This is a genomic window from Candidatus Albibeggiatoa sp. nov. BB20 (assembly GCA_016744725.1).
Lineage (GTDB): Bacteria > Pseudomonadota > Gammaproteobacteria > Beggiatoales > Beggiatoaceae > Albibeggiatoa.
Genome location: JADGDW010000084.1, coordinates 1 through 19,514, shown reverse-complemented (window position 1 = coordinate 19,514; position 19,514 = coordinate 1). Strand labels below are relative to the sequence as shown.

The 19,514-nt window shown below is 36.8% G+C and carries 17 protein-coding genes; 12 read left to right on the top strand and 5 right to left on the bottom strand.

The features are described from left to right. From ABXH34_RS10640 to ABXH34_RS10615, 6 genes are all read left to right on the top strand, one after another. Positions 1–131: IS1 family transposase (locus ABXH34_RS10640; RefSeq protein WP_353571863.1), on the top strand; the 131-nt coding region annotated here is incomplete at its 5' end. Positions 132–596: 465 nt separating this feature from the next. After that, positions 597–962 (top strand): response regulator, encoded by a 366-nt coding sequence (locus ABXH34_RS10635; protein WP_353571862.1) that lies wholly within the window; start codon positions 597–599, stop codon positions 960–962. A gap of 611 nt (positions 963–1,573) precedes the next feature. After that, complete coding sequence (locus ABXH34_RS10630; RefSeq protein WP_353571861.1) at positions 1,574–2,431, top strand: DUF6502 family protein; 858 nt, start codon at positions 1,574–1,576, stop codon at positions 2,429–2,431. Beyond that, positions 2,428–3,939 (top strand): DUF5666 domain-containing protein, encoded by a 1,512-nt coding sequence (locus tag ABXH34_RS10625; protein ID WP_353571860.1) that lies wholly within the window; start codon positions 2,428–2,430, stop codon positions 3,937–3,939. The genes ABXH34_RS10630 and ABXH34_RS10625 overlap by 4 nt, the downstream gene beginning before the upstream one ends. A 268-nt stretch (positions 3,940–4,207) precedes the next feature. Continuing rightward, entirely contained in the window at positions 4,208–4,423 is a 216-nt protein-coding gene (gene rpsU / locus ABXH34_RS10620; protein ID WP_353571859.1) for a 30S ribosomal protein S21, read from the top strand. Positions 4,424–4,511: 88 nt separating this feature from the next. Next, the gene (locus tag ABXH34_RS10615) at positions 4,512–4,961 is read left to right on the top strand and encodes a GatB/YqeY domain-containing protein (protein ID WP_353571858.1); all 450 of its coding nucleotides are present in this window, start codon (positions 4,512–4,514) and stop codon (positions 4,959–4,961) included. A gap of 62 nt (positions 4,962–5,023) precedes the next feature. Here ABXH34_RS10615 and ABXH34_RS10610 read toward each other — a convergent pair whose 3' ends face one another. From ABXH34_RS10610 to ABXH34_RS10595, 4 genes are all read right to left on the bottom strand, one after another. Further along, positions 5,024–6,811 carry an extracellular solute-binding protein gene (locus tag ABXH34_RS10610; RefSeq protein ID WP_353571857.1) on the bottom strand — a complete coding sequence of 596 codons (1,788 nt, stop codon included), beginning with the start codon at positions 6,809–6,811 and terminating at the stop codon, positions 5,024–5,026. Positions 6,812–6,822: 11 nt separating this feature from the next. Beyond that, positions 6,823–7,137: a hypothetical protein gene (locus tag ABXH34_RS10605; RefSeq protein WP_353571856.1), complete on the bottom strand. Its 315-nt coding sequence runs from the start codon at positions 7,135–7,137 to the stop codon at positions 6,823–6,825. Between the two features lie 422 nt (positions 7,138–7,559). Next, the gene (locus tag ABXH34_RS10600; protein WP_353571855.1) at positions 7,560–9,815 is read right to left on the bottom strand and encodes a hypothetical protein; all 2,256 of its coding nucleotides are present in this window, start codon (positions 9,813–9,815) and stop codon (positions 7,560–7,562) included. 428 nt (positions 9,816–10,243) lie between these two features. After that, the gene (locus tag ABXH34_RS10595) at positions 10,244–11,341 is read right to left on the bottom strand and encodes a 4Fe-4S dicluster domain-containing protein (protein ID WP_353571854.1); all 1,098 of its coding nucleotides are present in this window, start codon (positions 11,339–11,341) and stop codon (positions 10,244–10,246) included. A 227-nt stretch (positions 11,342–11,568) separates the two neighbouring features. On the opposite strand from ABXH34_RS10595, the gene ABXH34_RS10590 reads away from it, so the two are divergent. The 6 genes from ABXH34_RS10590 (at position 11,569) to ABXH34_RS10565 (ending at position 18,340) form a co-directional block, all read left to right on the top strand. Continuing rightward, complete coding sequence (locus ABXH34_RS10590; protein WP_353571853.1) at positions 11,569–12,453, top strand: hypothetical protein; 885 nt, start codon at positions 11,569–11,571, stop codon at positions 12,451–12,453. Next, on the top strand, positions 12,453–13,715 hold the full coding sequence (locus tag ABXH34_RS10585) for a site-specific DNA-methyltransferase (RefSeq protein WP_353571852.1): 1,263 nt from the start codon (positions 12,453–12,455) through the stop codon (positions 13,713–13,715). Before ABXH34_RS10590 ends, ABXH34_RS10585 begins: the two co-directional genes overlap by 1 nt. 58 nt (positions 13,716–13,773) lie before the next feature. Beyond that, complete coding sequence (locus ABXH34_RS10580; protein WP_353571851.1) at positions 13,774–14,895, top strand: hypothetical protein; 1,122 nt, start codon at positions 13,774–13,776, stop codon at positions 14,893–14,895. A 90-nt stretch (positions 14,896–14,985) separates the two neighbouring features. Further along, on the top strand, positions 14,986–15,885 hold the full coding sequence (glyQ, locus tag ABXH34_RS10575; RefSeq protein WP_502710409.1) for a glycine--tRNA ligase subunit alpha: 900 nt from the start codon (positions 14,986–14,988) through the stop codon (positions 15,883–15,885). A gap of 107 nt (positions 15,886–15,992) precedes the next feature. Next, complete coding sequence (locus tag ABXH34_RS10570) at positions 15,993–16,733, top strand: hypothetical protein (RefSeq protein ID WP_353571849.1); 741 nt, start codon at positions 15,993–15,995, stop codon at positions 16,731–16,733. A 128-nt stretch (positions 16,734–16,861) separates the two neighbouring features. Continuing rightward, on the top strand, positions 16,862–18,340 hold the full coding sequence (locus ABXH34_RS10565) for an ABC transporter substrate-binding protein (RefSeq protein ID WP_353571848.1): 1,479 nt from the start codon (positions 16,862–16,864) through the stop codon (positions 18,338–18,340). A 185-nt stretch (positions 18,341–18,525) separates the two neighbouring features. On the opposite strand, the gene ABXH34_RS10560 is transcribed toward ABXH34_RS10565, so the two are convergent. Further along, positions 18,526–19,284 carry a TatD family hydrolase gene (locus ABXH34_RS10560; RefSeq protein WP_353571847.1) on the bottom strand — a complete coding sequence of 253 codons (759 nt, stop codon included), beginning with the start codon at positions 19,282–19,284 and terminating at the stop codon, positions 18,526–18,528. Positions 19,285–19,514 lie beyond the last annotated feature (230 nt).

The window sequence follows — 19,514 nt, the reverse complement described above, 5'->3', positions numbered from 1 at the left end:
TGAATCCGACTCTACGTCAACGCATTTCCAGACTTGTTCGCAAAACTCTATCCTTTTCCAAAAAGATTGATAACCACATTGGGGCTATATGGAATTTTGTTCAGTATTATAATTCTTGTTTATCTAGATAAAACTTTATTTATAACACTACTTTGATAGCACTACCAGAAAAGGTATTAGAGGCTGGTTGTGAAGATTGCCAAACTAAACCCATTGAATTGGCGGCTTTATTTAGAAAAAATGCATCGCTTACTGCCTCACCAATGAGAAAAGATGCCGTAATGGCAAAATATGACCTGTTGCAATATTAAAGTGGGACAAAAAATGCTTGACATCTTAAGGTTTTGAACAAACTTATATAAAAATATAGCAAGCTCATTCTTATTATGGATTGAATATCGTCCAGCTTACAAAAAAATGATTTGTTGATAATGTTCCATATTGTGTATCCATGCTCTTTTTATATGCCTGATAATCGCAAAGATAGAGCATTCTCCGCGAGTTATGATGGCTTCGTAACAAAATTGATTGAAAATTGCCTGAACTATTAGAAAAAATTATCAGGCTTGTATCCCACTCATAAATGGGAAAAAGTAATGAAAAAAATTTTATATGTTGAGGATTATGAAATGGGGCGCGATATACTTTCTCGACGTTTAACGCGCAAAGGCTTTAATTGTATATGTGCTGCTGATGGTGGACAGGCAATTGAAATGGCAGGTGCAGAGCAACCTGATCTCATTTTAATAGATATATATTTACCATTTGATACGGCTTGGATTACTATCAAACAGATTAGAGATTATAAGGATACCAAACATATTCCTATTATTGCTTTAACAGATTATGCTCTAAATAAGGATAGAGATAGGGCACTGGAGGTAGGCTGCGAAGATTATACGCCAAAGCCGATTGAACTCCCTAAATTATTAGAAAAAGTAACTAAATTATTAGCTCACTAACAACAGAAGATAAAAATGGCAACATACTTCAATATCTATTAATTTTGTCCAAAATACTCTGCTCTATTTACATATGCTTTCATTTTTTGATCTCAAAAAGCAAAGCGCGTTGTTTTATTGTTACCAAGAATACCACCTCATTTCTCCATCAGTTTCCTTCCGTTCATGACTAAATCAATCCACTCTAGCTAGAGCTGCTATAACAACTATTTTTAAATAAATATATTAAATAAGCTAAATGGTTGGTACTAAATTCACTATTTTCATATCCTACATCTTGATTAAGGTGGTCTATATAGAACAAAAGAAAGGCGGTATTTGCTTGAAATATCTGGCTACAACACCTGCCCATTGGTATTATACAACCAATAATTATATTACAGCGAAATACTATAGCCAGTAATATGCTAAAAACCCAAGCTTAGTATTAGTTAATACTATGTATTTGAATATATTTTTTCATATATAAAAAAGTGCGATATATTATCTTTATCATATATAAATTTGTTCTGTGCGAAACAAAAGTAAACTAACTTAATATATTTAGAGCTATTATTGAATAATTTTGATGTAGCAGATTTCATGCTACAATTTGCAAAGGAAGGAAAATTATGTCGCACACTATGTTAAATGACCCCGAAACGGGTAAAGCATTACAGACCGCGCTTCGAAAAATTCTCAAAGGAGTTGCTAGGTTAGTATTACGGTTTGGATTATCCTATGAAGAATTTGATGAATTGGCAAAACAAGCCTTTATCGAAGTATCTGAACAAGAACTGGCTTTACCCGGACGCAAACAAACGGATTCTCGTATTGCCGTAGTGACGGGTTTATCACGTAAAGAAGTCAAGCGTTTGCGTAGTGTAGAACCAGATACGGCTGAACATGCCACGCCTGTGCAATATAACCGTGCGGCGAGAGTGTTAAATGGCTGGTTGCGTCATCGTGAATATCAAGACCCTGCAGGTAGTCCATTAGTCTTACCCATTGAAGGAACAAAACTGAGCTTTACTCGTTTAGTTAAAGCCCATGGTGGTGATATTCCTGTGCGTGCCGTTTTGGATGAGTTAGTGCGGATTGGCTCGGTGCTACGTCAAGATGATGGTAATGTGCGTGTGATTCATCAAGCTTATGTGGCAACAGGTGATATAGCCGATAAATTGGCGATTCTTGGTACAGATGTGATGTTATTAATGGATACAATTAGCCATAATTTAGACAGTGATTCAGAACATGCTTATTTACAGCTAAAATTGTCTTATGATAATCTCCCAAAAGAAGCCATTCCCTTATTACAACGTATTTCCGCAGAAGATGGGCGGGTCTTGTTACAACAGCTTAATCGCTGGTTTGCAGACAAAGACCGTGACACCAATCCTAAAAACTCAAAACTAGAGAATGATGGGCGCTATTATGCGGGGGTTGGAATCTATTTCTTTTGCCGTGACTTGGATAAATCATCATCATGAATAAAAACGTCGTTCGCTTTGTTTGGATATTTTTAGCTCTGCATTTATCTGCATGTGGCGAAGGTGGTTTGAGTGACCTTGCTGATGGCGGTATCGATGGTACAGGTTTAGGTATTGGGCCGATTTCTGATTTTGGCAGTATCATTGTCAATGACATTAAATATGATATAGACCAAGCACAGGTGACGATCAACGGTGATTCCAGTCATTCCGAACAGCTTAAATTAGGCATGTACGTGACGGTTAAAGGAACACAAGATGAGCAATCCAAAACGGGCACAGCACAAGGCGTTGAATATAGAGACACCTTACACGGAAAACTTGATTTTATCAGTTTAGAAGGTCAAACCTTTCGCATGTTAGGTCAGACAGTACGCCTCACAGAAGACACCTATCGTTATGGTTTTTCTCAACTCAGTGACTTAAGCATTGGTGATATTTTACGTGTCAGTAGTCCCGCACTTTCATTTTCTGGCGAAACAATAACTGCCAATCTTGTTGAGCGTTTACCCAATGCAACAGAAACATCGACACTGATTGGTAGTGTGTTTAATTTAGATAATGTCACGAAAACATTTTTTATTTCAGGGCTGCAAATTAATTTTGCTGAGATTGCCAATTTAGAATTACAAGAAGGTATGACCGTTCAAGTAACAGGAAATAATCCAACGCGTCAATTATTTCAAGCAAGCCAAATACAGGCAATTACTCCTATCAGTCTAGCTGCTAATACTGTAGTGCGGATAGTTGGCAACGTTACGCGCTTTGAAGGGATTCAAGATTTTGCAGTGCAGTATCGAAATATGCGTATATCAGAAAATTTAGCACAGGAAATACCACAAGAAGGATTGAGCTTAGGTTCACGAGTCAGGATTTTTGGCCATACTGACAACAAGGGTATTGTTGATGTTAAAGAAATACATGCTTTTGAAAATGCGGGTTTATCAGGCACGCCCAATGATTTGCTATTACGGGCTAGTGGTGCTTTATATGCCGTGGATTTGAATGCTAACACGATCAATGTGTCTGGTGTTCAAGCACAGCTCTCCCCTAGAACTATTTATCAAGATATTTCAGGCGCAAAACCAAGTTATCAAGCGACTGATTTGCGTATAAGCGACTATATCACCATTGCAGGAAAGCCAACTTCAACAGGGGCATTTGAGGTATTTCAATTACATTATGAGCCATTTGTACCCGAATTACAGCGTCAATACCAAGGTTTAAGCTCAGAAATTGATACATTGAACCAACAACTTTATGTGCTTGGAAAACCCGTATTAACCATAGCCAGTACAATTTATATTGATGTTTCTCATATTAAAGATTTGAAATTACCACCCTCAGGTATTATTTTAGTGCCACCTGAGGGCAATGAAGTGGCTGCTGCTGGTTTTTTCCAACGTGTAGAGGCTAAATCCAATTATTTAGTTAATGTCACAGGTGATGAGCAGAATGATATTGTTGTCGCAAAAGTGTTAATGTTACTGCCTTTTACGCTGGATTAAACCCAATATTCATTGACTTCTCGCGTTATATGAGCAAACCTGTTTTTTTTAAGAACTGGGTGATGAAGGTTTTATTTTGAAAAACGAGTTCAAAAATCCTTAACTTCTGAAATATTGCTTTACTTAAACCTAGCTAAGCTATTATAATTACTGGTTTAACTATTGGGTGTTAACATCAGCAACTAGCTCAAAATGAATTGCTCATTATGCTGTTACTTGTTCATTGTTAACTATTTTATATTCAAATTATGGGAGGATAGGTTTTCCAATGCCAACTGTCCGTGTAAAAGAAAATGAGCCATTTGAAGTAGCTGTACGTCGTTTTAAACGTTCTTGTGAAAAAGCGGGTATTCTTGCCGAAGTTCACCGTCGTGAATTTTACGAAAAACCAACCTCCGTGCGTAAACGCAAAGCGGCTGCCGCCGTCAAACGTCACCTAAAGAAAGTGGCGCGTGAAACTGTTCGTCGCGAACGTCCTTACTAAAAACTCTTTAGTTTTAACCAGCCGTTAAACACATCATCTTAACTTGCTTTTGCTGATTGACGTGCTGGTAAACACACTGTGAAAGATTATGGCTGATACATTAAAGCAACGTATTCAAGAAGACATGAAAACTGCAATGCGGGCAAAAGAAAAAAGCCGTTTAGCAGTGATTCGTTTAATTCTCGCTGCGATGAAACAAATTGAAGTCGACCAGCGTATTGAATTAGATGATGCACTGATCATTGCTGTATTAGATAAAATGCTTAAGCAACGCCGCGACTCGATTGAGCAGTATGAAAAAGCAGAACGACAAGATTTAGCTGACCAAGAAAAATATGAAGTTGGCATTATCCAAACTTATTTACCGCAACAACTGACTGACGCTGAGTTGAGCGACATCATTGAAGCTGTCATCGCTGAAACGGGTGCAGAAAGCATCAAAGACTTAGGTAAAGTTATGGGTATGATTAAACCTAAAGTTCAAGGCCGTGCTGATATGAAAGCAGTGAGCCAACAAATTAAACAGCGTTTAGCTTAGTTGAACCCTTTTAAGCCTGACAGATTTTTAATCTATCCGTCAGGCTTTTCTTTATTAGTCAATCAATCTGGCTTTTGCCACCACGTCCGAATTAACCATTCTGTTGCAGTAAAATACAAAGGCAATTGTTCTGGATAGCCAAATTTATCCCAATATGCCAATCGATGATGTCCGCTGTACCAATTCGGCATAACATATTCCCCAAACAGCATCACACGATCTAAAGCTTTCACTGCGGTAACTAATGATTCACGGTTTGGCGCGTAAATCACTTTTTCAATCAAGTCATCAACAATCGGATTTTTCAAACCAATCAAATTTTGTGAGCCTTCACGATCAGCCGAATCCGAATGCCACATAAACAGCAGTTCATTACCGGGAGACTGCGATTGGCCAAAAATAGTCACGACCATATCAAAATCAAATGATTCTTGACGTTGTTGATATAACGCGGCATCAACTGCACGATAGTGAATTTTAATCCCCAAACTCTCCAAATTACGCGAAAATGAAGCTAGAATCCGTTCAAAAGCCCGTTGGAATAACATCACTTTAAACTCTAATTTTTGGCCTTGCTCATTTTGCAATACGCCATCTTTAACTTTCCAGCCTGCTTCATTAAGCAATTTTTTAGCTTCTCGTAAATTTTTGCGCAATGAATTGGGTTTTGCTGTTGTCACAGGTTTCCATGCTTGGGTTAAGGCATCAATTGGGAATATATCAGAGTATTTTTTCTGTAAAGGCTTCAATAAGGCTAATTCAGCTTCGCTGGGTAAATCTGTGGCGGCTAAATCGCTATTACTAAAATAACTATTGCAACGCTCATATTGGCCATAAAACAGATTCTTATTCGCCCATTCAAAATCAAATGCTAAATTAATCGCGCGGCGAACCCGTACGTCTTTGAAAATCGGATTTCGCATATTGAACACAAAGCCTTGCATACCTGCATTATTTTTATGCGCAAACTTTGTTTTTAAAATCTGTTTATTATCAAATTTAGAGCCTTCAAAATCTCGTGCCCATTGCTTAGAGTTATACACCGCCATCACATCAAACTCGCCTGCTTTCAACGCTTCCAGTGCAATACTGCTGTCCTTGTAATATTTGACAGTGATTTTATCAAAATTATACATGCCTTTACGCACAGGCAATTTTTTCGCCCAGTAATCTTCATTGCGCTGATAAGTAACGAATTTCCCACCTTGATACTTTTCGATTGAGTAAGGGCCACTGCCGACTAAACCATCTAAGATCAATTCTGAAAACTCCCCTTCTTTGGCTTGTTTAAAAATTGGAATTTCTGCGGTTATCAGATGTAATTCAGGATTGATTTTATTAAAGTAAAAACTGACGGTTTGCTCATCAGTCACTTTAGCTTCACGAATCCCATTCCAATAGATACGATAACGCGGGTGAGCCTGTTCACTTTTCAATGTATCAAATGAAAATTTGACATCTTGTGCAGTGATTTTTGAACCATCAGCAAAGCGGGCATTAGGGTTTAATTTGAAGGTGACAGACAGCTTATCTTCTGCTAATTCAATATCCTGTGCAATCAGACCGTATAAGCTAAATGGTTCATCCAAAGCCTGATACATTAAGCTTTCAAAACGCAATTCACTGGTAAAGCCTTCTGCTAAACCCTTCAATACAAAGGGATTAAAGCTATCAAAATTGCCTAAGTTATAAATCAGCAATTCCCCGCCTTTGGGAGCATTGGGATTAACATAACTGAAGTTTTTAAAATCATTGGAGTACTTCGGTTCATAGCCTAATGCAGCAGTAGGTGCGGCCTGTACCGATATAGAGTAAAACAAAGACAGTAATAATATGAAAATATAGCGCATAATTTAATCCTTTAAAAACCAGCAAATTTTTTGTAATTCTTAGTTTTAACTTTACCATTTACAAATATAATGTCTACTTTTGCTTCATCCGTTTCCCAAACCATGTTAGTACCCGATACTCCACCGATAATACCAAACCACGAACCTGTGCTAATACTGCGGGAGTCTGTGGGTTCACCGAGCTGTGCAATCACTTGCTGTTCAGACATCCCTTCTTTGATATTAGCAAAATTCCCATGAGTCAATTTAGTGGTTGCGCAACCTGTTGTCAGTATCATGAACAATAGTAATATTGCCGTCAGTATCTGATGAATTGGTTGGTACATAAGAACTCCATTTTAGTGATGTATAGTCATTATTGATTTTGTAATTATTTGAATTATAAAGAGTAAGGATACATTTTCTTAGATTTATAATGCTTTTTGCTCATCATTATCATAATATGGCATATCACTTGCGATAGTATAAGCAGCCACAGAGGAACTACTCCTACCTAGCTCTTTTGAGGTTAGGTACTTTGGGTGCTGGTCACACCCAAGTGTACCGCCAATTTTTTATTTTGCCCATAGCGCAATCCAGTCTGACTAGCAAAAAAATTCATCTTCAACATTATTTTTTTAATCAAGATAAACTGATATTATTTCTTAGTTTCTGTAGCTAAATAACTGTTTTAAGCTATTGAGCAGAAAAGAATCCTATCTGATAAATATTGTTTATACCTTTCCATTGTAACTAAAATTGATAACAATCAGCTTTTAATCCCTAATTTTGCTAAAATTGCTTGTAATAATTTACGATTGGTTACAACTTCATAATATTCTTCATCTGTACTGACATATTTTGTCGTATGTTCCTGCCATAATTGCACATAGCCACGCCGAATGACTACAGTATGTGATGTGCCTCTGATATCTTGATATTGACCAATAAAAAACTCACTCGCGCCTACATTTGGTAATTTGGCCTTAACAGAACGCAGGGCAATTTCTTTATTTAATTTATCAAACGCGGCTTTTTCCAATTCCACTCCATTTAAATTATAACGGAAGGTAGTCATGCCTTTTTCACCTTTAAAGCTATCGGTTGCAGGTTGTTGAAAAACCATAACATGAGTTAATAATTCTTTACTTTCATATAGTTTACGCAATTTCCAAGAACAAGAAGATAACCGATCTGCATATCCAATCGCAGGTGAAATCATGATACGGTCTTCACCATCATATAAAAATGCAGGGGCTTCAGGTGAATAGCAAATACCTATGCCAAGCTCTAAAATAGGCAAACCTTGTTCCTGACAAATTTGATTTTGTTTCGCCACCACTTCTAACATACTTCGCGCTAACCCACAGGCTCTTGCCACGGCAAACCATTGCTCAGGTTTCGACTGGTATTCAAAAAAACTTAAAATAACCGCATCACCTTCAATAAAGACCTTTTCGCCACCAAAATCTTTGACCAGCTCTCGAATCGGATTAAAAAAATTCAAATTAAAATGGGTTGCGGGATTTAAACCACGTTTACACAATTCACTGACGATCGTTGTTGAACCACGCAAATCTGCTTTTAAAATCACATGACAGCGAATACTGGTATTGGTTTCATCAGCATATTCTTCAATGAGTAAAAATTCATTCAATATGCCATTACTGCGTGACAACTGGATATAGGTTTCTTCTTCTAATAAATGAATACTGTCTAATTTTTTTTGTAAAAGTTTTTGAAATTTCAAATCACGGCGATAACGGGTGAAATCCTGCATAAATTGACATAGAATCGCTGATTTATCTTGTTTTAAAGCTTGGCGTAAACGTTTTTGAGTGCTAGATAGTTCATTAATAGAAAGCTCTTTATTATCATTTTTGCGAGTTGCTTTCATTTTTAGCAGATTTTTAAGTTTATTATTAATCGCCTGTGCATCTATTTCACCATATAAATAACCAAATAATATTTTAGGTTCAATCAGATGATAATAATGATTATATAAACGCAGCAGTTCATAACTTGCCAAAATTGGCAATAGCAAATTCATACTTGCCAATGCTTGCTCTAATATTTGTAAGGCGTTTTTTTGATAGGCTAATTGATGCTGCAATTCTTTGCTGGGTGTTTTGGCTAATAAGCCTTCAGTATGCTTAGCATCAAACAATAGTTGCATGGTTTCGGGATTGTCGCGCCAAGTAAATGACTTATTGTTGACGGTTGGATAGTGTTTTTGGAGATTTGAAGCCAGCTTTATTGGACATAATTCAGTCAGCTTGGCTAAAATTTCATCAATTGCAACTTGTAGTTTCACAAAACAAAATGGGTGATTTGTATTATCAACCAGCCATATATATTTGTTTAATAATAAATCATTTTCATACGCGGTATACATTAGTGCACTAAATAGCATCGGTTCTGGAATGCTCCACTGCACGCCAAATAAATCTGTACGCAATTTAGTGATTTGTGTTTCAACCCAGCGCATTTGTTCAAATAATTCATTACTCACTTGATTTAATATACGAATTTTATTGGTTTGAATCCATTTGCTTCTATCATAATTAGTTAGACTTTGCGCATTTTGATTGCCTGTCATCGTGGTATTACGCAATTCTTGTAAAATTTGATCTAAGGTTTTAGTGATTGTTTGATGTAAAAATTTAATAATACTGAGCTGTAAAAGTTGTACTTTATGAATTTGTTTATTTTCTTTGGCGCGTGTGGCGGCAGCATTCAGCATATCAGCATATTGAATCCCAAATTGTTCCAATTGTTTACGCACTGGGTCGGAAGGCTTGTCCGTGAAACGTTTTTTGGTTGTGGTGCGTTCATCCAATAAATCATGAATTAAGGTGTGAGTATGTTCAGTAAATTGTTGGCTCAGATAAGTATCAATTCGTACATTATCAATACCGAGATTAAATTGACTTAAATCAATATGAGGATAAGGAATCGCTTGTACGCTGGGTTTAAATTGGGATTGCTGCGTATTGTGTTGTGAGAAAAGCCGAAGTAATGCCATATTTGCACGAGAATCAGAATGAAGTATGTATTATTCCTAACTGCAATAAATTTTCCATTCATCAAGCGGCTGACGATGGAGCTATAAATTCATTATAACTTATTGTGTTATGGAATTTGGCTTTTTATGCGGGGTTTGTCTAAGATGTCATATTTCTAACAAGTATTGATTCAATACTTTTTCAACATTTTTGCATAACTTGCGCTTTAAATTTTCTGGTTTTATGTTTTATATAGTCAATTCTATCTTTGAGTGTGAGGACTGGCAGTCCTGAAATTTAAATATTAAATAGTTTTAAAATCTAGGACTGCCAGTCCTGTATCATCTTAAAATAAAATAACTATAGCACGATGGTTCTATAGTTATTTTATAAATTGCGAATGGTATTACATCTTTTCAAAGAATACTGGGACTGTTCTTTAGCACCTTTAATCTTTATAAACCTGAAACAATTGACTGTGGTGATTTACCTGTTTGCAAATCGGACAAATATCGGTTGGAGCTTGATTCGATTCAGGATAATGAAATGGTGCGCCACAACGCCGACATTTTGCAGCGACTAAATCGAGCTGTATGGTTTTAGAACTGGTTTGCCATTGTTCAAGTTGAATTGCCGTGACATGACAAATATCAACGCAGATTCGACAACCCGTACATTGTTTAGGATTAATAACATATTGTGCTGTATCGGTATCAATGGCTAATGCTTGATGTGGACAGGTATTAATACAAGCATCACAACCCGTACAAAATTGTGCCTCGATTTTTGGTACGAATGGATACGTGAAAACATCTTCTTGTTCAGGCTCAGGCAATCGACTTGCAGGTGGTTTAAAGTTCTCAGTGAGCCAGCCTTTAGCTTTCATGGTTTCACGGGCGGCATTCTGTATGGTTTGTTTGAAAAATGCGCGGCGATTTACACTTTCACCTTGGTTTTGCTCTGTTTTAGCTTTTTCTTTCAACCATGTTGATGTTGGAAAGTCACGCAATAACAAAGGCATTAATTGACGCTGTTTTAATAATTGATTTACATTTTCAATCAAATCATAAATATTATAATCAGTAAAACGTTGGCAAGCTTCACATTCTCCTGTTGTCACCACTAATCCCCGCACTTGATGCCGATACATTTGCACAATATCAGACAATCCCAAAGCATGGACGCAAGGCATTACCGCTTGAGCATCAGTAACCGAGGTTTTTTCACAAGCAACGAATGCCAGAATATGTTGTTTATATTGACGTAATAAAGGTTCGTGTTCGTGAAAGATAGCCCCTTCGGTACAGGCTGGCGCACATAAACCACAGCCATCACAAGCTTCAACTCGAATACTTAAACTTTCGTCACTTAATACCCATGCTTGTTTGGGGCAAACATCAACGCAAGCTTGACAAGAAGCCATCTCAATATGAGCATGAACACAACGTTCACCATCAATTTGCGGCAAACGTAATTCCTGTTCAATCAGTGCTCGCATTTCCAATGGATTATCAATAAGAGAAGTTTGGTTTTCTGTTTCAGACATGGTGGCACACTCTGTTTTTATATTTTGTGACTACTTTCGCCTGTATTGGGCTGAGAGTCAATATTGTAATTTTCCCAAAACCCCATAAACTGGTGACATTGCTCTGAGCTAAACCATTATAAAGACCATGACATTATCCAACCGATGCAAGAAATAGTTATAAAACTACTACAAACTAGGTTAAAATTTTCTCAAAACCTTACAGCTCTAATGAAACAACAGACATAATGAAATATCATACTAAAAAAAACTTTGCAGATTACCAATCGGAAGGTCATTTATGGATTACATTTTCCACTGGTGAATATTATCCTGATATATTGCCATTAGCTTGCGAACTTTATAAACCCGTCTTGATTATGTTTGGGCAGTTATTAAAAACAGCTCACTCCTCTAGTGATTTATTTTTAGCTATTAACGAGATTCAACCTCAATGGATGCGTATCCAATTATGTCGAGTATTTCGTAAATATGTTAGTCCAGAAACACCCGTAGAAATGCTCAAAAAAAAATCTGCAGCAAAAGATATATGCAATCATTTTGGTAAAGGTTTTCGGCATATTACAGAGACACAAAAACAATTTGAAAATCGTCCTATGCCTGATGAAACTTTATGTGCAATATTATGGGAATATAAAGATAGAGGCAAAAAAGGTTATGATTTAACAGAGCGTCTATTTACGCTTATTCGAGAACAATTTCCAGAGCTGACAATTATAGGACCTGAACGAGCGGGTAAAGATGTTTTATTAGGTGAAATATTTGAAAATTATCCAAAACCTAAACGACCTGTAGATTTTGTTTTATTTCGTAATGATAAAATAGTTGCAGTAGGTTTAGCTCGTTACGACTCAGATAGAGGAGGTGCACAAGAAGATGATCGTACTGGACAATATCGTGAATGTAGAGATGAAATATTAAATTATGCCCAAAAACATCAGCTAGATTTAAAAGTGATTTTCTTAAATGATGGTCCAGGTTTATTGCTAGGTTCTATGTGGCAAGATTATGCTGACTTGGAGGAGTCTTGGAATCATTGTGTAAAAGTTGTCACTTTGCGTATGATTCCTGAACGTATATCACTCTCTTGGTTATTAAATGGAGAGTCATAATGGCTACAGGCATTCCAACACCTAACCTAAGAAAAAAAAACAAGATAGAGCTAAACTATGAAGGTAAACGCAGTGCAGTTGAGATACTATCACCTATCCAAACAAATATTGATTTAGTCTATGAAAGTCACTCTCTTAATCAACTTTATTTTGGAGATAACTTTGAGGTTTTACATCATTTGATACAAGACCCTCAAATTTGTGGAAAAGTTAAACTTATTTATATAGACCCTCCATTTTCTACTCAAACCACATTTTATTCACGCCAACAAAAACATGCCTATACCGACAATTTCAATCATGCAGAATATGTTCAATTTCTTCGAGAACGTCTATTTTTGCTACACTATTTATTAGCTGATGATGGCTCTATTTATGTGCATTTAGATGAAAAAATGGTTTTTGAAATAAAAATAATTATGGATGAAATATTTGGTAGTGCAAATTATCGGAATTTGATTGTACGCAAAAAATGTAATCCTAAAAATTATACTCGTAAGACTTATGGAAATATCAGTGATTTCATTCTCTTTTATACTAAATCAGAGAAATATATTTGGAATCGTCCTGTAGAACCTCTTTCTGCTGAAAGTCAAAAAGAATATCAATATACAGAGCCTGAAACAGGCCGTAAATTTATGAAAGTCCCAATTCATGCACCGGGTTCTCGTAATGGAGATACAGGTAAATCTTGGCGCGGTCAACTTCCGCCACCAGGTAAACACTGGCAATACACGCCTAAAAAATTAGATGAAATGGATGCTCGTGGTGAAATTTATTGGTCTAAAAATGGAAATCCTAGACGTAAAGTGTATTTAGATACACACTTGGGTGTTGGTATTCAAGATATTTGGTTAGATTTCAAAGATGCTCATAACCAAAATATAAAAATAACAGGCTACCCAACTGAGAAAAATCAGAATTTATTAAAGCGTATTATTTCAGCATCGTCTAATCAAGATGATTTAGTGTTAGATTGTTTTGCTGGATCAGGCACTACGCTTGCTGTCGCTGATGAGTTAGAACGTAACTGGATTGGCGTTGACAATAGCCCAGAAGCACTGCAAACAATATTAAAACGCTTTAGAGTAGGTTTGCAAAAAATGGGAGATTTTGTTGAAAAACAAGCCTCTTCACAAATTTCTTTATTTGATAATGAGCCTGATTTATTTGAGTCTGAGCCGCTGATAGATAAATTTAGTCTATTTTCAACAACTGAAGATAAAGAATCTGTTTTAAAATTAACAGATATACCATTTTAATTTTCCCAAAACACCTTAAACTGGTGGCATTGTCCTGAACCAAACCATTATAAAGACCATGACATTATCCAACGAAGATAGTTTACGCCTCAATGTATTGCTGGCAAATCAACCGCAAGCGATTCGTATTGATGAGTCAAAAATGATTGTATATGGCCTATCAGGGCAAGGTGATGCGAAAGTAGTTTTGCATCCCAATTGTCGGGACGAATTGTATTTAAAACAGGTGCGTGAGCTGATTTCAGAACGCATTTTAGATTCGCCCGGTGGTTATCCTGTTTATTTGCGTCGTTGGTCACGAATGGGGCAAGCCCGTGATGAAAATTTAGCCCAATTATTAATGCTAGGTGTGCCTGAAGCAGTTGAGGCGGTTGTGAATGCGCAAGGTTTAACCCCTGAATTAGCTACTCGCGCGTGGTGGGCAATGCCTGAATCAAAAAATGCCCGTAGCATGTTGGCACATTCGGCGATTATTGAAAGTGATATTGGTAAAACACTGGCGCAACATTTAATTGATTACTTGCCATTTGAAGAAGAAGCGATTGATATTATTGAAACCGTACGCCTTGTGCTGCAAGCGGATTTGATTGATGAGGCGACAACGCTCAAATTGTGGCAAAGAGGGCGTTCTAAAAATGCTTATTATGTGGGTTTTCTTGCGACACGACCGCATCAATTACCAAACCCGATGCCCGCGCGACATGATGCTGGTGAGATTCAAGTAAAATTGCAAGCATTAGCCCAACAAGATAATATTTTTGCTCAAAAGCTCATTTGGTTAAGTAGCAGCGATGGACAAACGTTTTTAGATACATTTGAAAAAGTATTAAAAAAGCCTGCTAATCAAGATGTGGTGAATATTTTATTTGATGTGGTTGCCGCGCATTTTACGGCGATTTGCAAAGCAGATTATGATAATGAAATGGATATCAATGGCCTGATTGAAAAAGCCGATGAATGTTGTCAGCAGCCGCCTGAGACCTTACAGCTTGTTTTAGAGCAAATGCCGAAACAATGTCCAACGATTCAAGCCTTGTTAATTTTATCGGGTTTGCGTTATTCAGTTTTACGGCCGATTTTTTCCACCACAACTGCGATTGGTACGTTGATGCGTAAGAAATTAGCCCCCGTAACCGATGTGTTATTACAGCAAATTGCAGTTTTGCGTGGCCGAGTATAATCGCTTAAGTTTCAAACCTCATTCAAGCCGTTACACAAAAAACGAAAAGCGTTATACTAGTAGCAACCATAACAAGGACGCTTGGAGCATATCGTGGCAACTACACCCAGTACTTTTCAAGATTTGATTTTAGCCTTACAAACCTATTGGGCAGAAAAAGGCTGTGTCTTGCAACAACCCTATGACATGGAAGTGGGCGCAGGCACATTTCATCCAGCAACATTTTTACGTGCGATAGGCCCTGAGCCTTGGAGTGCAGCTTATGTACAGCCTTCACGCCGTCCAACTGATGGGCGTTATGGCGAAAATCCTAACCGTTTACAACATTATTATCAGTTTCAGGTTGTGATTAAACCTTCCCCGTTAGATATTCAAGAATTGTATTTAGGTTCGTTGAAAATGTTGGGAATTGACCCATTAGTGCATGATATTCGATTTGTGGAAGATAACTGGGAATCTCCAACTTTAGGCGCGTGGGGTTTAGGTTGGGAAGTGTGGCTAAATGGCATGGAAGTCACACAATTTACTTATTTCCAACAAGTTGGCGGGATTGAATGTAGACCTGTTACGGGCGAAATTACTTACGGTTTAGAACGGATTGCAATGTATTTGCAAGGGGTTGAAAGTGTCTATGATTTGGTGTGGACTGATGGCAAATTAGGCACAATTACTTATGGCGATGTATTCCATCAAAACGAGGTGGAAATGTCGGCTTATAATTTTGAACACGCACCTGTTGATGATTTGTTTAGAAATTTTGATTTATATGAAACAGAAAGTCAGCGTTTGATCGAAGTGGATTTGCCTTTGCCTGCGTATGAAATGGTTTTGAAAGCATCGCACACTTTTAACTTATTAGATGCGCGTCATGCGATTTCGGTGACAGAACGGCAGCGGTTTATTTTGCGGGTTCGGACTTTAGCACGGGCTGTCGCACAAGCTTATTACAATAGACGTGAATCCTTGGGCTTCCCAATGGGTAAAAATTAATTTAAATATTTGAAGGAGTGTAAAACTTGTTTTGCTCATGCAGAAGAAGCTCCGCACTCCATTAAGCTTGTTCTCAAGTTCTACTTTTGGTTTGATACGGAGTTCAGATGGCTAGAGAAATTGAATTAAAACTGTTGCAGGAAATTGCAGAATTAAAAAGACAAGTTGCACTTTTCAAAGGTGAAGAAAAAACGTCAGTTCCTGTTTATCAATACAGTAAAATTCGAGATGCTGAGTTAAAGCTATTATTTGATATTGAACAAAAAATAGATAGACAGGTTTTTGATGAATGGTTTAATAGCCCAATTGAAATAGATAGTGTAATAGAAACGTTTTTAAATAATTTGATTATAGACAATGAATCTTTAATTGAGCGTTATAATGAAGAAGATTTGAAAATTTACTACATCACTCCATTACTGAATAAAATCAATTTCCTTTTAAGAGACAAAGAAATACGTGGTTTTTATGAACTGCCAATGCGTTATGCAACCGATCAATTTATTTTAAACGGCACGGTGGACTTCGTAATATCAGAAGGTCTACTTGAAAGTAAAAAGCCGTATTTTTTTATTCAGGAATTCAAACGAAGTGAAGAATATGGCAACCCAAGACCACAATTATTAGCAGAATTAATTAGCGCGGTTGAATTAAATGATTGGAAATTGATAAAAGGTGCTTATATTACGGGTGGAAATTGGCACTTTGTTATTTTAGAAAAATTAGCCTTGCACAAATATCAATATTTTATCTCACAAAACTTTGATTCAACCAAAATAGAAGATTTAAAAGCGATTTATAAAAACCTCTTATTTATTAAAAATGAAATAGTGGCAATGGTAGAATAGACTTGCAACATAACTTGCTATAGTCGTTTTACTTTAAAGTGATACAGGACAGCCAGTCCTCACACACAAACCAAAATTAACTATTACTGAATGCGACAAAGATACTAAAGCATTCCTTTTACGGTGATATGTACAAATACCCCTTATTTTTTCTATTTTTATTAACTGCTTGCACACTGCCACAACCAGAAAAAGATAACATTATCCGTTTTGGTTTAGAAAGTGCGCCCGTGACGCTCGACCCACGTTTTGCAACGGATGCCGCATCAGCGCGTGTAAACCGATTGATTTACCGAGCATTAATTGATTTTGACTCAAACCGCCAGCCAATTGCAGACCTTGCGACTTGGGAACAATTATTACCCACACACTATCGCTTTACCTTACGTCCACCGGGTTGTGAATTCCATAATAAACAAACTTTAAATGCCTATGATGTTAAAGCCACCTATGAATTTATTTTAGATCCAACCAATGCATCACCGCATCGAGAAGCCTTCAAAACCATTGAAGAAATTGATGTGATTGATGATAAAACCCTCGATTTTATTTTGTCACAACCTGATAATTTATTTATTGGTCGTTTGAGTATTGGGATTTTGCCTGCTAAATTGATTGCGCAAAACCATCCATTTAATACTCGTCCTATTGGCAGTGGTGTATTTCAATTCATGGATTGGCAAGATCATGGTCGTTTGAAATTACAGCGTTTAAAAGATAAACAGATGGTGGAGTTTATTGAAGTGAAAGACCCTGTGGTTAGAGTGCTTAAATTATTGCGTGGTGAGCTGGATATTTTACAAGGTGATTTATCGCCTGAGTTGATTCGATGGCTTGAAAAGCGTAATGAAGTATTAGTGCAAAAACAAAAAGGCAGTAATTTCGCTTATCTTGGGTTTAATTTGCAAGATGAAACAATCAGTAATCCTTTGATTCGGCAAGCGATTGCGTATGCTTTAAATCGTGAAGATATTATTCATTATGTGTTAGGCGATGCGGCGCGACCCGCCAGCAGTATTTTGCCACCAAGCCATTGGGCTGGCCATCCAGAGTTACCACTTTATCCTTATGATCCTGAAAAGGCTAAACAGCTCCTTGCACAAGCAGGTTATGCGGATAAACCCTTAAAACTGAGTTATAAAACCTCGACCAATCCTGTGCGAATTCGTTTAGCTACGGTGATGCAACATCAACTGAAACAAGTTGGGATTGAGATGGATTTACAAACGTATGACTGGGGTACGTTTTACGGCGATATTAAAGCGGGCAATTTTCAAATGTACAGCTTAATGTGGGTTGAAGTAAAAATGCCTGATATTTTTGAATATGTGTTTCACAGTGACTCTGTACCACCCAGTGGGGCAAATCGTGGCCGCTATATTAACCTTGAATTAGATCAATGGATTGATGAAGCTAAACGTACAATAGATTTAAAACAACAGGTTAAATTGTATCATCAAATTCAGCAGCAAATTTTCGATGATTTACCTTACGTACCATTATGGTATGAAGATTATGTTCTAGTTACTCAGAAAATAATTGAGCATTATAATTTATCTGCTGATGGTAATTATGATAGTTTGAAATGGGTTCAAAAGAAATTATAATATAAATCATATATTTAATTTGTTAAATGTTTTTGATTTGAATAGCTGTGTATGGCAAGAGTTTTTTGCTCCTGCCTTATGATCCAATAAATGTTTTTTACGGTTCTATAGTCAATTTTGGTTTGTATGTTTAGGACTGAAAGTCTTTTTATACTTTAAATATCAATCACTTTAAAATAAAACGACTATAAATGAAATAAACGGAAAAAATTCTGTGTTGTATGTGCTGCAATCGTTTCCAATGATTCACCACGTAAATCAGCAATAAACTGGGCGACGTGACGTGTGTAGGCAGGTTGATTGATTTTGCCACGATGCGGCACAGGTGCTAAATAAGGTGAGTCCGTTTCAACTAGCATTCTATCTAATGGTATTTTCTTTGCCACTTCTTGCAAACTTTTGGCACTCTTAAAAGTCACAATTCCTGAAAATGAAATATAAAAATTCAAATCCATCGCTTGACTAGCAGTATCCCAATCCTCAACAAAACAATGCATCACACCACCCACATCGCTTGCATTTTCTGCTTGCAGTACTTTCAAAGTATCTTGTGAAGAATCTCGGGTGTGAATAATCAATGGTTTTGATGTTTGTTTTGCCGCTGCAATATGCACTTTAAATCGATCATGTTGCCAAGTTAAATCACCTTCACTACGAAAATAATCTAAACCGGTTTCACCAATCGCAATCACATTTGGATCAGCCGCCAGTTCAATTAATTGCTCAATAGTGGGGTCTACACCTTCGGTTGTATTCGGATGTACACCGACGGAGGCAAATACATTGTCATGAGTTTGAGCATGATTCAGTATCGCTGGAAAACTTTCTAAATCGACAGAAACGCATAAACAATGATTGACCCCCATTTCTTTAGCATTTTTCAATAAGGTTTCTGTTGGGGTATGTTTATCTAAATCTAAATGACAATGGGAATCTACAAGCATGGCTACATCGTATAGGTTATGAAAAATTACGGTATACAATACCAATCTTTCAAATGTATTTCAATATGTTATAATTTAAAATCGGTTTCTTGATAATAAAATTATGCACCAAATTTACTATAAAGATTCATTATTTTATTAACTCAAGTTACGTAAAATTTAAAAAAGCTTGAAAATGTAGGGTGGAATAGGTATGCCTCAAACCTTAAAATATTTGAATAATATCACAC